Raw genomic sequence first — 13676 nt, 5'->3', positions numbered from 1 at the left:
TGTACATATGCGTTATGTTTTAGTTGCACTGCTGATCGTTCTGTTTGGTTATTCCCTGGCATTGGTTTTGCAAAATGGCACTGAACTGACAGTTGATTTACTGTTTACTCAGGTTCCAGCGATGCGTTTAGGCTTACTGCTTTTACTCACGCTGGCATTGGGTATAGTGGTCGGTCTGTTGTTGGGTGTTCAGGTGTTCCGTGTTTTTCAGAACAGCTGGGAAATTAAACGCTTGCGTAAAGATATTGATTATCTGCGTAAAGAGCAGATTAAATCTGCTCAGCAGGCTGCCGCTGAAGCTGCTGCAAGTACCCGTCATGAGAAGACTGTCCTGGATATTCAGCCTGAAGACAGACCTTAAAATCCGTTATAAAAACGATTAATATAAAAATGCCCTTTATCTTTATGGTACAGGGCTTTTTTATGCCTTTTAAAAAGAATATCTGCCTGGATTGTCAGTATGGGTTTCAGGTTATCTGTGCGTAGGGATGTTTTTTGTGTATGGGTTATCATGGTATTTACCCGATTCTGAGGATACTGAATTCTGTTTGAGCGTTTGAGCGTTTGAGCGTTTGAGCGTTTGAGCGTTTGAGCGTTTGAGCGTTTGAGCGTTTGAGCGTTTGAGCGTTTGAGCGTTTGAGCGTTTGAGCGTTTGAGCGTTTGAGCGTTTGAGCGTTTGAGCGTTTGAGCGTTTGAGCGTTTGAGCGTTTGAGCGTTTGAGCGTTTGAGCGTTTGAGCGGGTTGGGTGAGTGCTGTTAAAAGATTAAGCAGGGAGCTTCTTAAGGGGCTTTTATGGGTGTAAATCGTTAACATAAGCAAGGCTTGTGAGGTAAGCAATATTTGCCGATCTGGGTAAGATTAGACAGATATTGACCTCATATAAAAACAGATCTTGGTAAAATCCATTTTTATTTTCAGTGCTGCTTATTTTTTGATTTTATCAATTACAACTGACAGTACTAAAACGATCAGAGCAGGAATAAGCCATGCAAGGTTTTGTTCATTTAAAGGCAGGTGCTGAATGGTTTCAGGCAGAATTGCTTCAAAACCTGCAACTTTAATTCCTTCAATGATACCGAAGATAAATGCAACTGCTGTAACAGGTGCTACCACACGTGAAGGGTTATTCCAGAATTTTGAGAAAAAGCTCAGCATGATTACCACAATCGCTGGTGGGTAGATTGCACTTAAAACAGGTACAGAGACTGTAATCAGCTTGGTTAAACCCAGGTTTGAAATGAGCAGGGAAAAGCCAACAAGAACAAATACCAGGATTTTATAAGGAATCTTGGTCAGTTGTGAAAAATACTCGGCGCAGGCACAGGTCAGACCAATTGCTGTCACCATACATGCAAGGAAAATCATTCCTGTCAGAAACAGTGAACCTAAATCACCAAAGGCATGCTGTACGTAGGCATGTAGAATAATTGCACCATTCGCAGCATTTGGAGCAACTTCGTGACTTCCTAAGCCCAGTTTAAACAGGCTGAGATAAACCAGTGTCAGTCCTATACCCGAAATCAGGCTGGCAATAATGGCATAGCGTGTGACAAGTTTTTTGTCTGTAACACCGCGGGAGTGAATGGCGTGAATAATTACGATACCAAAAACCAGTGCACCTAATGTGTCCATGGTCAGATAGCCGCTTACAAAACCTTCAGATACCGGGCTGCTGATGTAGTTACCTACGGCAGGTGGAATATAACCTGAAGGGATCATTACGGCAGCAATACCCAGGATCGCTAAGGAAATGATTTTCAGTGGAGCAAGAAAGTGCCCGACTGTATCAAGTAGCTTATTGGGGTAAAGTGAGACTATCGTGACAACAGCAAAATAGATAATGCTGTAGATCAGTAAGCTGCCAGCGGATGTACCAAAGTAAGAAGAGAAGCCTATTTCATAGGAAACAGTTGCTGTTCTTGGAGTGGCAAACAGTGGACCAACCGACAGATAACAGACCACTGTCAGGATCAGACTGGCGATTTTACCCAACGGAGAGCTGAGTAGCTGAATAGAGCCTTCAACACGGGATAATGCCATAATTGTAATTACGGGTAATCCTACAGCTGTAATCAGAAATCCTGCTGCAGCAAGCCAGACATGAGCGCCAGCCTGCTGTGCAACGATAGGAGGGAAGATAATATTACCTGCACCGATAAACAGTGCAAAGGTCATAAAACCTAATGCAATAATATCCCTTGTGCGTAGATTCGTCATAGTGGGGAGAGGTATTGTTCACAAAAGAAAAGGATTTTAGTCCATGTTGCTTAAATTTTGTAATTTATTTTATGCATGCTATTAATTTTTTTTATGATTTAGAGAGTTGTACTCGTAGAGGAGGATTCATGGTTCATTTATATAATTAAAATATAAACAGAAAAATAAATAGTTAAAAACTGCATAAGCCAGGATGGACTTTTGATGGTGTCGGGCTTTTGATTGGTTGTATTGATGGGTGGAGTATATAATCTGACCAGTTTTCGATGACTGCAGTTGATACTTGAGCAAAATACTCAGAAAAGGCATATAATTACAAGCCTTACCAAGAGGGCGATGTTATGCGAGCTTCCACTGTCACAATCAAAACCGAACAGGATCTGGAGAAACTTCGGATTTCGGGGCGTCTTGCCGCAAGTGTTTTAGAAATGATAGGGAAGTATGTCAAGCCAGGTGTCACGACGGAATATCTTGATGATATCTGTAATGACTATATTGTAAATACGCTGAAAGTGATTCCTGCAAATGTGGGATATTACGGTTATACCAAAACAACATGTATTTCACCCAATGAAGTGGTCTGTCACGGTATTCCATCGGGTTCAACTGTTTTAAAAGATGGCGACATTATTAATATTGATGTTGCGATTATTAAAGATGGGTATTTTGGTGATACAAGTCGGATGTATTATGTCGGGAATGTCAGCCCTGAAGCGCGCAAATTATGTGAGACCACTTATGAAGCGATGGTTGCGGGTATTCATACAGTAAAACCGGGTGCGACACTGGGTGATATTGGACATGCGATCCAGAAAGTTGCTCAGCGCGAAGGTTACAGTATCGTGCGTGAATATTGTGGGCATGGAATTGGTAGGGTGTATCATGAGCAGCCGAATATTCTGCACTACGGACAGCCAGGTACAGGCATGGTTCTTAAAAAAGGAATGGTCTTTACCATTGAGCCGATGGTCAATGCCGGAAAACTTCATGTTAAAGAGCTGAAAGATGGCTGGACTGTTGTGACGGCAGATAAATCACTTTCAGCTCAGTGGGAACACATGGTTGCTGTGACTGAAACAGGATTTGAGTTACTTTCACCATGGCCTGAGGGAACAGGGGAATATCCTGCTATATAATTCAATACTTTAGTCTATGTTTGCTTTAATGATGGTGTGATTGATTGATAAATGCTTATCATTTAATTTGAAAATTACGTAACTTATTGCTTTATTTAGATGTAAATTATATTAACTGATCGTTTTTAAGTATTAGTTGTGGTTTGGTAAAGTGATTAAAATAAAAACTGAAGATACTAGCTGTAGTTTCTTTATTTTCAGTTTATAAGCTTATCCTCCAAGGATAAGCTTTTTTTTGCCTGTAATTCAGCAAACAGTAGGCTGTTATCGGATGCTGAACTTTTCAACCAGATAATCTATAAATACGCGTACGGCAGGCAGCATTCCTCTGCGGGATGCATAAACGGCGTGGAATATACCGTGGGGAGCTTTCCATTCGGGCAGGACACGCACGAGTTCGCCTGTTTTAATAAAATCCTGGGCAATGGTATCTGGAAGAAGTGCGATACCACAGTTCTGACGGGTCAGTTGTGCAAGCATCATCAGATCAGAACCCATGACAACAGGATTCACTTTAATTTTCTTTTGATGATTATTGTGATCATGTACCACGATATGCTGATCAAGATGTTCATCTGCCATGCTTAATATTTTGTGCTGGCTTAAATCTTCCGGCTGTTTCAGATCGCCAAATTCATTTAAATATGCCTGGCTGGCAAACAGATGCTGTTCTATGGTGCTGAATTTTCGGATAACCAGGCTTGGGTCATCGTCCAGGCTGGAGCGGACACGTAAAGCGATATCAATGCCTTCATTGATAATGTCGATACGTCGGTTGCTGACCATGAGCTGAACTTTGATTTCGGGATAAATTTTTAAAAATTCAGGTAAAACTTTTGCTATTTCATTCTGGGCAATGGAAACGGGCAGGCTGACTTTGATCACACCACGCGGCTGAATACTTAAATGGTCAACCATATCATGTGCAGCCTGGGCAGCATTCATCATGACCTGCGCATGTCTGTAAATATTCATGCCCATGTCGGTCACTGCAAAATGTCTTGAGCTGCGCTGGATCAGTCTGACTCCCAGGCGTTCTTCGAGGTTGTAAACCCTGCGGCTGAGTTTGGATTTTGGGATATCTGTAGCGCGCTCGGCAGCACTGAAACCACCATGCTCAACCACAAGGGCGAAGCAATAAAAATCATCCAGATCGGAAAGCATTTGTTTACACCATTTTTGCAACAATGTTACAAATTAGAAAATTATCGTTGCACAATGTCAAATATAGATTTGTGTTTTTTAATTAACGTATTTGCTTGATTGGGTTCATTTTCACTGTCTGAATCAGAATGAAAATGAATGAAAAGTGACAGATGATTTAAGCCCGAAAGAATGCTTTGTACAGAAGAATGCGGGTTGGGTGTAAGGTTTATCATATCGAGCTGCATTTTTTGATTAACCTGCGGATGCGAATCTTTTATACTTGGTGAAATCTTCATTTTTCAGTGTTTTTATGTCATATCATTTAATAGAAGTAACAGATGCATCTGCAAATATTCATTGCCCACACTGTCAGCAGGCAGTTGTGAATCTTGCAAATGAAGAATACATTCAGCCATGTAAACATACTTTGTTTATTGCGCTGAATATCGGTTTTGAATATGTGGCAGACAGATTTGAAAAACTTCTACCGAAATCTGTAGATGAGCTGCATGAAGATCTTGAGCAGGATATTTTTAAAATTGTGAGTGCTGTGAATATCAATGATATGACGATTGTGAAGTCAGATCTTGGGGTGATGGATATGTTCAGATATACAGGCTTTTCAAAGTAAGAAATAAAAACTCCCTCAATTGAGGGGGTTTTTATTTAAAGACAGGTTCGTTTGATTCAGTACTCAGTTTTCCACTTCTTCTTCAACATCATCATCTGTACTGTCCATACCCAGTTCTTTCAGCTTGCGGGTCAGCGTGTTGCGCCCCCATCCAAGAAGTTCGGCTGCATGCCGTTTACGTCCTCGGGTCTGTTGCAGTGCAGCATTAATCAGGGTACGTTCAAACATGGGTGTTGCAATATCCAGGATTTTCATTTCGCCATTTTTCAGTTTCTGAATCGCCCACTGTCCCAGCAGTTCATCCCAGTGGTGAAGTGAAATACGGTCAAACTGCGTATTTGCCTGTTGCTCACCTGATTTTTCAATTGGAATCTGTTTCAGTTCCGAAGGCAGATCTTCAGGGTAGACTTCACGTCCGGTAATCATGACTGTCAGCCAGCGACAGGTATTTTCCAGCTGGCGGACGTTACCTTGCCAGGGCAGTTGCTGCATGTATTCCTGAGTTTCTGGTCTGAGGATTTTTGGACTCACCCCCAGTTCTTTACCTGCCCGTGCAAGGAAGTGCTGAGCCAGCATAGGAATATCTTCACTGCGGTGCGCAAGTTTTGGAATATGGATACGGATGACATTCAGGCGGTGATAAAGGTCTTCACGGAAGCGACCTTCATGCACAAGTTTCTCAAGGTCCTGATGGGTTGCCGCAACAATACGGACATCCACTTTGACAGGAATGTGTCCGCCTACACGATAAAACTCACCATCTGCAAGGACTCGCAGTAAACGGGTCTGAGTTTCAAAAGGCATATCGCCAATTTCATCCAGGAACAGTGTGCCGCCATTTGCCTGTTCAAAACGCCCTTGTCGCTGTGAATTGGCTCCTGTGAATGCTCCTTTTTCATGACCAAAAAGTTCGGTTTCAATCAGGTCTTTGGGGATAGCCGCCATATTCAGTGCAATAAACGGTTTGCTGCTGCGTGGAGAATGGCGATGCAGTGCATGAGCGACTAGTTCTTTACCTGTACCGGACTCACCATTGATCAGGACTGTAATGTGAGACTGAGACAGGCGACCAATTGCACGGAATACTTCCTGCATAGCAGGAGATTCACCGATAATTTCAGTGGACTGAATAGGCTGAACAGTTTTGGCAGATTCCTGCTGTTGTAACTTAGTGATGTGGAGAATAGCGCGGTTAACCAGCGCCAGTGCTTCATCAATATCAAACGGTTTAGGCAGATATTCAAATGCACCTGTCTGGTAGCTTGAAACGGCAGATTCAAGGTCTGAATGTGCAGTCATAATGATAACTGGCAGATCCGGATAATTTGCTTTTACTTTACCGAGGAAAGTCAGACCGTCTATTCCAGGCATGCGGATATCCGTGAGAATGACATCGGGTGCATCCAGGCTAAGCTGATCCAGAGCTGACTGAGCTTCCTCAAAACTGGTTACATCAAAACCTTCTTCTTTGAATGTTTTTTCCAGCACCCACCGCATGGCGCGATCATCATCAATGACCCATATTTTATTTCGCGACATGATTTGACTCCCAAGGTAAATATAAGCTGAATGTTGTTTTTCCTGGAACTGACTGGCATTCAATCATTCCGTTATGTTGATGCATGATGTTCTGAGCAATACTGAGTCCCAGACCGGTACCTTTGGCGCGACCTGTCACGAGTGGATAGAAAACAGACTCAAGAATTTCTTCAGGGACACCAGGTCCGTTATCTTCAATATCTATTCTTATGGCTGATTTGTTCAGCGTGCCATTAATGGTCACCAATCGCTGAATCCGTGTTCTTAAAATCAGTTCGGGCTGATGATCTATAAAGAAGTCTTTATTTTCCATCATTGCCTGCACGGCATTGACACTGATGTTGAGCATGACCTGAATCAGCTGATCACGATCTGCTTTGACATCAGGTAAAGACAGATCATAGTCACGGGTAATTTTAATTTTCTTTTTGGTCTGGTTTGCAATCAGTGAGCGGACACGTTCCAGTGGCTCATGGACATTAACTGCTTCATAACTCGGCAGTTGTCTTGAGCCGAGCATGGTATCTGCAAGATTCCTTAAACGGTCAACCTCACTGATAATAATATCGGTGAATTCTGCATACTGAGGATCGTTCAGACTGCGGGCAAGTAACTGTGTTGCACCCCGTATTCCGCCCAAAGGATTTTTGATTTCATGAGCGACACCCCGAATCAGCTGACGCGCAACCTGGTGCTGCTGGATCAGGTTTTCTTCTTTTGAGATTTTCAGCATGCGATCAATTGGATTGAGTTCTATCAATAGCAGAGGGTGGTAGGGTTTGCCAGTGTTGAGCTGTGATACAGAATAATCGACATGAATATCTTTGAAATTGACATTGATGGTTGCTTCACGTCTTGTGTAGTGCTGTCCCTTGGAAAGAGTGTTCAGTAAGGCTTCTCGGGTATTGAACTCATCATCCGGCATATGCAGTAAGTTCAGAACGGGCTGTCCTGATGCTCTGAGCAGGCTGATGTCAAACAGTGATTCGCAGGAGGAGTTTAGATAGAAGATATTCAGATTGCTGTCGGCGAGCAGAATTGCGGTGGTTAAATTGTCCACCAGTAATCGGTAGTCGATCGCATTCGGTTGTTCCATTAGCGTAAGCATCCTGTATTAAAATAGCGCAATGGCAACTTCATAAAATAAGCAATGTCCATATAAAAGGACTGAATTGAGGCAAATAAAGCAAAATATAAGCCAACTTTATAAAAATGGTGCCAGATAAGGTCATAAATGAAATAAATGCGCTCAAAGTGGACTTATTATTAAATGTATAACCTGTTCATGAATCAGTGTATATTAAAAACGAACCAAAATGGTGCAACAAGTGTTATGGCATAATTTTGATGGTTGTATTTTGGTGCATTATACAAAGAGTCCGCTTTTCACCTGTTTTTATAAACAGAAAAGTCATACAATACGCGCATTCTAGTGGAGCGCAGATTCATGAAGTCCCCCAAAGTCGGTTTTGTATCTTTAGGTTGTCCTAAGGCATTGGTAGATTCTGAACGAATTTTAACTCAGTTAAAGACTGAGGGTTATGATGTTGCATCAGATTACGATGGTGCAGATCTTGTAGTTGTAAATACCTGCGGTTTTATTGAATCAGCAGTACAGGAGTCACTCGACGCTATTGGCGAAGCAATGAGTGCAAATGGCCGTGTTATTGTGACAGGCTGTTTAGGTAAAGATGAAGATAAAATCCGTGCAATGCACCCCAATGTTTTAAAAGTAACAGGTGCAGCTGCCTATCAGGAAGTGATGGAAGCCGTACACGAGTATGTTCCTGAACCACCGAAGCACAATCCGTTTATTGACCTTGTTCCAGAACAGGGTATCCGTTTGACCCCGAAGCATTATGCTTACTTAAAAATATCAGAAGGCTGTAACCACCGTTGCACGTTCTGCATTATTCCAAGCATGCGTGGTGATCTGGTTTCCCGTCCTGTGGGTTCTGTACTGAGTGAAGCTCAGGCACTCAAAAATGTAGGTGTAAAAGAAGTCCTTGTAATTTCCCAGGATACTTCTGCCTATGGTCTGGACACTAAATATAAGCTTGATTTCTGGAATGGTCAGCCAGTTAAAACCAAATTCTATGACATGTGTGAAGCACTGGGTCAGTTAGGCATCTGGGTGCGTCTGCATTATGTCTACCCTTATCCACATGTGGATGCGGTGATTGACTTAATGGCACAGGGCAAAATCCTGCCATATCTGGATATTCCTTTTCAGCATGCCAGTCCGCGCATCTTAAAACTGATGAAGCGACCAGCCCACAGTGAAAATACACTGGAACGACTGAAATTATGGCGCGAAAAATGTCCTGATCTGGTCATCCGCTCAACATTCGTGGTTGGCTTCCCTGGTGAAACTGAAGAAGATTTCGTGATGCTGCTTGACTGGCTTAAAGAAGCTCAGCTTGATCGTGTTGGTTGTTTCACATATTCACCTGTTGAAGGTGCGACAGCGAACGATCTGCCTGATCATGTGCCTGAAGAGATCAAACAGCAGCGTTATGAACGCTTTATGGAAGTACAGCAGGAAATTTCTGCAGCCAAACTGCAGAAACGTATTGGTCAGACAATGACAGTGCTGGTGGATGACCTGGAAGAAGAATTCCCGGTTGCTGTTGCACGTTCTTATGCAGATGCGCCAGAAATTGATGGTAATGTTTTTGTTGAAGATATCGATAAAACTCAGATTAAAGCAGGTGATCTGCTTGAAGTCGAAATTACCGATGCAGATGAATATGACCTGTATGCCCGATTAATTCAGGTTAAATCAGCTTAAGCTGGTTTTAAGCAGTTCTTAACCTGAAACGAATAAAATTTTAGAGATTGATATTGGAGTAAAGTGATGATGGATTCAAAAAAGCCACGTTATGAGCGCATCCTGCTGAAACTTTCAGGCGAAGCGCTGGCTGGAAACAAGGATATGGGTATTGATGCTCAGGTACTTGATCAGATGTCATTGTCCATTGCACACATGGTTGGACTGGGTGTGCAGGTTGGTATCGTGGTTGGTGGTGGTAATCTGTACCGTGGCAGCCAGCTTCAGAAAGAAGGTCTGGTTGGTCGTGTAACAGGCGATCAGATGGGGATGCTTGCAACTGTGATGAATGGTCTGGCTTTGCGTGATGCACTGGTCCGTCGTAATATCAAAACCCGCCTGATGTCTGCTCTGCCAATTGGTGCAGTGGTTGAATCTTACTCAAGCCGTGATGCAATCCGTCATCTGACTCAGGGCGAAGTCTGCGTATTTGTTGCTGGTACAGGTAACCCATTCTTTACGACAGATACAGCAGCGTGCTTACGTGGTATTGAAATTGAAGCCAATCTGATTTTAAAAGCTACTAAGGTTGATGGTGTCTACAACAAAGACCCAAGCAAATATGATGATGCTGTTAAATATGACAATCTGACTTTTGACCAGGTGCTGGATGAAAAACTGGGTGTTATGGATCTGACAGCTATCTGCTTATGCCGTGACCACAATGTACCGTTACAGGTCTTTGATATGAATAAGTCCGGTGCTTTACTTTCAGTCGTTATGGGTGAAAAAGAAGGAACTCACGTTACAAACTGATGTACGTGAGCCTGAAAGCTCTTTATACTGCTGCAATTTTACGTTATACACATTTAGATTATTAAGTAAGGAAGATCATATGATTAACGATCTTAAAAAAGATGCTGAAGACCGTATGAACAAGTCACTGGACTCGTTGGAACATGGTTTTGCAAAGGTCCGTACGGGTCGGGCACATCCATCCATCCTGAATGGTGTCATGGTTTCTTACTATGGTTCTGACGTGCCTTTAAATCAGGTTGCGAACGTGGGTGTTGAAGATTCACGTACATTGCTGGTTCAGCCTTTTGAGCGTTCAATGGTTTCTGCAATTGATAAAGCAATCCGTGAATCTGATCTGGGCTTAAACCCGATTACTGCAGATGCCATCCGTGTTCCAATGGCTGCTCTGACAGAAGAAACACGTAAGGATATGCTGAAAGTTGCGCGTAACGAAGCTGAAAATGCTAAAGTTGCGATCCGTAATATCCGTCGTGATGTTCTGGGTGATGTGAAAGCATTGCTGAAAGAAAAAGAAATTTCTGAAGATGATGAGCGTCGTGCTGGTGATGATATTCAGAAAATTACAGATAAATTTGTTGCTGAAGTTGAAAAACGTCTTGCTGCGAAAGAAGCTGACTTGATGAAGGTCTGATACTCAATGACCTCATCCGAAGACTGTAAAAATCTTCCAGAACATGTTGCCATCATTATGGATGGCAACAACCGTTTTGCTAAAAAAAATCAGATGCAAAAGGGTGATGGACACCGTGAAGGAAAAAATGTCCTTGATCCGATTGTTGAGCATTGCCGAAAGGTAGGTGTTAAAGCACTGACTGTTTTTGCGTTTTCCAGTGAAAACTGGAACCGACCACAGTTTGAAGTCGATCTGTTAATGAGACTGCTTGAAGAAACCATTCATGAGCAGTTACCGCGTATGGAAAAATTCAATATCGCATTGCGCTTTATTGGTGACCGTGCGCCATTACCAGAACATTTACGTGCATTAATGTTGCATGCTGAGGAAAGGACTGCTAAGTTCACAAGCATGACATTAACCATTGCGATCAGTTATGGTGGTATGTGGGATATGGCACAGGCTGCTCAACGGATTGCTGCGGATGTATCAGCAGATAAAATAAAGATTGAGCAGATAGACAGCCAGCTGTTTGGAAAGTATGTCAGTATGGCTGATTTGCCTGCTGTTGATCTGTTGATCCGTACTGGTGGTGATTTCAGACTGTCTAACTTCCTGCTCTGGCAGGCAGCTTATGCTGAATTGTATTTTAGCCAGACCTTGTGGCCTGAGTTTACTGTTGAAGAGTTTGATGATGCACTTGCTGTATTTGGTGGTCGTGAACGTCGTTTCGGTAAAACTTCAGAACAGATTCTGCAAGAAAAAACTGAGAATTAATAAATGTTAGAGCGGATTATTACCGCATTGGTACTGGTTGCTGTTGTATTGAGTTGCATGTTTGCAACTCAGTCACAATACCCAATGTTTGTGCTGATGATTATTGCAGCTGGGGTTGCAGGCTATGAGTGGTATAAACTCATGCCTAAAAAAACAAAAAACACCCTGAAACCGGTTGCATGGGCTTATGGTGCCTTTACAGCGGCACTTGCTGCACTGGCATTATATCTGGATGATGTTGCATTATTATTGTGGGCAGCATCCATTTTATCCTGGATACTGAGTGTTTACTGGGTAAAAGCCTATCCTGAATATGATGGCTGGTATAATCCGAGTCTGAATTTCATCGGTTTTATTCTGATTTCTGCTGCTGTAACCGCTATTTTTGCTGTATGGCATAGCTCACCATGGTGGCTGATGTATCTCTTTCTGCTGGTATGGGGCGCAGACAGCGGTGCGTATTTTGTTGGGCGTAAACTCGGTAAAAAGAAACTGGCACCTGATGTCAGTCCTAATAAATCTGTAGAGGGTCTCTATGGTGGCTTGTTTACAGCAATGATCATTGTGGTTGCTGTTGAGTTACTGTATCTCGATCTGACTTTTGCTCAGCATGTTTTATTTCTTATTCTTTCTGTTGTAACTGTATTCAGTTCAGTGCTTGGTGATCTGTTTGAGTCTATGATCAAACGTCGTGCCGGTATTAAGGACTCTGGTCGGATTTTACCTGGTCATGGCGGTGTGCTGGATCGTATTGACTCGCTGCTTGCAGCAGCTCCTGTGTTTGCTGCGGGTATGTATATTTTAAAACTCATTGGTGTAGATTTATAGATGTCTCAATCTGTTTGTATATTGGGTGCAACTGGTTCCATTGGACAAAGCACCCTGAAAATACTGCAGCAACATCCTGGGCAGTATTCGGTTTTTGCAGTAACGGCACACAGTCGGATTGCTGAACTTGTAGAAATATGCAGACAGTTCCGACCGAAAGTCGCTGTAGTTCCTTCTGATAAAGTCGGTGAATTACAGCAACTGTTAAAACAGTCAGACCTTCATCACATTGAAATTCTGTCAGGCGAAGCAGGGTTGATCAGCATTGCGGAACATCCTGAAGTGGATGTGGTGATGGCTGCTATTGTTGGAGCAGCAGGGCTATTGCCTACACTGGCTGCGGTCAAGGCAGGTAAGCGGGTATTACTGGCAAATAAAGAAGCACTGGTGATGTCTGGTGACATCATGATGCAGGCTGCCATTGATCATCAGGCTTTACTGCTTCCTGTCGATTCAGAACATAATGCAATTTTTCAGTGCCTTCCTGCGGATTACCTTCAGGCAGAAAGAAATGGGCAGCCTAAAAAAGGGGTGTCCCGATTACTTCTGACGGCTTCCGGTGGTCCATTCCGAAATCACACACTTGATCAGTTGCGTCAGGTCACGCCTGCTCAGGCGTGTAAGCACCCAAACTGGTCAATGGGGCAAAAAATATCTGTCGATTCGGCTACCTTGATGAATAAAGGGCTGGAATTGATCGAAGCGTGCCATCTCTTTGCAATATCAGAACATTTTGTTACAGTTGTTGTGCATCCGCAGAGTATCATTCATTCTATGGTTCAGTATGTAGATGGTTCTACACTGGCTCAGATGGGGAATCCGGATATGTGTACACCAATTGCGCATGCTTTGGCATGGCCTGAACGAATTCAGACCCATGTTCCTCCTCTTGATCTGTTTGTAAATCATCAGCTGGATTTCCAGGAGCCGGACACATTGCGCTTTCCTGCATTGAAACTTGCAAGAGAAGCAATGAAAAGTGGCGGACTGGCACCCGCTGTGCTGAATGCTTCAAATGAAATTGCAGTCGGTGCGTTTTTAAACAATCAGATTAAATTTACAGATATTCCTGTGGTTGTTGAACATACGCTGAACCTTTTATCTAATGCAGCAGCATCCAGTCTTGATGTTATTCTTGAGGCAGATCAGAAAGCCAGGCTGCTGGCGCAGCAGTTTGTTTCAAGTAAAGGAAGTTAAACG

14 protein-coding genes are annotated in these 13676 nt (G+C 42.9%); 9 read left to right on the top strand and 5 right to left on the bottom strand.

Features of this window, described 5'->3' with window-relative positions; genetic code table 11:
* Positions 1-7: 7 nt before the first annotated feature.
* Positions 8-361, top strand: a complete 354-nt coding sequence (locus CDG61_RS09880) for a lipopolysaccharide assembly protein LapA domain-containing protein (RefSeq protein WP_087551014.1) — start codon at positions 8-10, stop codon at positions 359-361.
* Here CDG61_RS09880 and CDG61_RS17475 read toward each other — a convergent pair.
* Together CDG61_RS17475 and brnQ are read right to left on the bottom strand one after the other, a co-directional pair.
* A complete protein-coding gene (locus CDG61_RS17475) occupies positions 358-813 on the bottom strand; it encodes a hypothetical protein (protein WP_171405596.1) in 456 nt (151 codons plus the stop codon). The genes CDG61_RS09880 and CDG61_RS17475 overlap by 4 nt on opposite strands.
* Positions 814-924: 111 nt before the next feature.
* Positions 925-2217 carry a branched-chain amino acid transport system II carrier protein gene (gene brnQ, locus CDG61_RS09870; RefSeq protein ID WP_087551015.1) on the bottom strand — a complete coding sequence of 431 codons (1293 nt, stop codon included), beginning with the start codon at positions 2215-2217 and terminating at the stop codon, positions 925-927.
* A 341-nt stretch (positions 2218-2558) separates the two neighbouring features.
* Between brnQ and map the strand changes: the two genes are divergently transcribed.
* Positions 2559-3353: a type I methionyl aminopeptidase gene (gene map, locus CDG61_RS09865; protein ID WP_087551016.1), complete on the top strand. Its 795-nt coding sequence runs from the start codon at positions 2559-2561 to the stop codon at positions 3351-3353.
* Positions 3354-3617: 264 nt separating this feature from the next.
* On the opposite strand, the gene CDG61_RS09860 is transcribed toward map, so the two are convergent.
* Positions 3618-4517, bottom strand: a complete 900-nt coding sequence (locus CDG61_RS09860) for a LysR family transcriptional regulator (RefSeq protein ID WP_087551017.1) — start codon at positions 4515-4517, stop codon at positions 3618-3620.
* Positions 4518-4809: 292 nt separating this feature from the next.
* On the opposite strand from CDG61_RS09860, the gene CDG61_RS09855 reads away from it, so the two are divergent.
* Positions 4810-5130, top strand: coding sequence for a hypothetical protein (locus CDG61_RS09855; protein WP_087551018.1), 321 nt, complete (start codon positions 4810-4812; stop codon positions 5128-5130).
* Positions 5131-5193: 63 nt separating this feature from the next.
* Here CDG61_RS09855 and glnG read toward each other — a convergent pair whose 3' ends face one another.
* Together glnG and glnL are read right to left on the bottom strand one after the other, a co-directional pair.
* Positions 5194-6669: a nitrogen regulation protein NR(I) gene (glnG, locus tag CDG61_RS09850; protein ID WP_087551019.1), complete on the bottom strand. Its 1476-nt coding sequence runs from the start codon at positions 6667-6669 to the stop codon at positions 5194-5196.
* On the bottom strand, positions 6656-7765 hold the full coding sequence (gene glnL / locus CDG61_RS09845) for a nitrogen regulation protein NR(II) (RefSeq protein WP_087551020.1): 1110 nt from the start codon (positions 7763-7765) through the stop codon (positions 6656-6658). Before glnL ends, glnG begins: the two co-directional genes overlap by 14 nt.
* 351 nt (positions 7766-8116) lie before the next feature.
* Between glnL and rimO the strand changes: the two genes are divergently transcribed.
* From rimO to ispC, 6 genes are all read left to right on the top strand, one after another.
* Positions 8117-9460 (top strand): 30S ribosomal protein S12 methylthiotransferase RimO, encoded by a 1344-nt coding sequence (rimO, locus tag CDG61_RS09840; RefSeq protein ID WP_087551021.1) that lies wholly within the window; start codon positions 8117-8119, stop codon positions 9458-9460.
* Between the two features lie 66 nt (positions 9461-9526).
* Positions 9527-10255 carry a UMP kinase gene (pyrH, locus tag CDG61_RS09835; RefSeq protein ID WP_087512273.1) on the top strand — a complete coding sequence of 243 codons (729 nt, stop codon included), beginning with the start codon at positions 9527-9529 and terminating at the stop codon, positions 10253-10255.
* A gap of 79 nt (positions 10256-10334) precedes the next feature.
* Complete coding sequence (frr, locus tag CDG61_RS09830; RefSeq protein WP_087512272.1) at positions 10335-10889, top strand: ribosome recycling factor; 555 nt, start codon at positions 10335-10337, stop codon at positions 10887-10889.
* A 6-nt stretch (positions 10890-10895) separates the two neighbouring features.
* A complete protein-coding gene (gene uppS, locus CDG61_RS09825) occupies positions 10896-11648 on the top strand; it encodes a polyprenyl diphosphate synthase (RefSeq protein ID WP_087512271.1) in 753 nt (250 codons plus the stop codon).
* 3 nt (positions 11649-11651) lie between these two features.
* Entirely contained in the window at positions 11652-12476 is an 825-nt protein-coding gene (locus CDG61_RS09820) for a phosphatidate cytidylyltransferase (RefSeq protein WP_087512270.1), read from the top strand.
* Positions 12477-13673, top strand: a complete 1197-nt coding sequence (gene ispC / locus CDG61_RS09815; RefSeq protein WP_087551022.1) for a 1-deoxy-D-xylulose-5-phosphate reductoisomerase — start codon at positions 12477-12479, stop codon at positions 13671-13673.
* The last annotated feature ends 3 nt before the right edge of the window (positions 13674-13676 follow it).

This window comes from Acinetobacter sp. WCHAc010052 (assembly GCF_002165295.2).
Lineage (GTDB): Bacteria > Pseudomonadota > Gammaproteobacteria > Pseudomonadales > Moraxellaceae > Acinetobacter > Acinetobacter chinensis.
The sequence above is the reverse complement of the archived record's forward strand: the minus strand, read 5'-3'. Positions and strand labels throughout refer to the sequence as shown.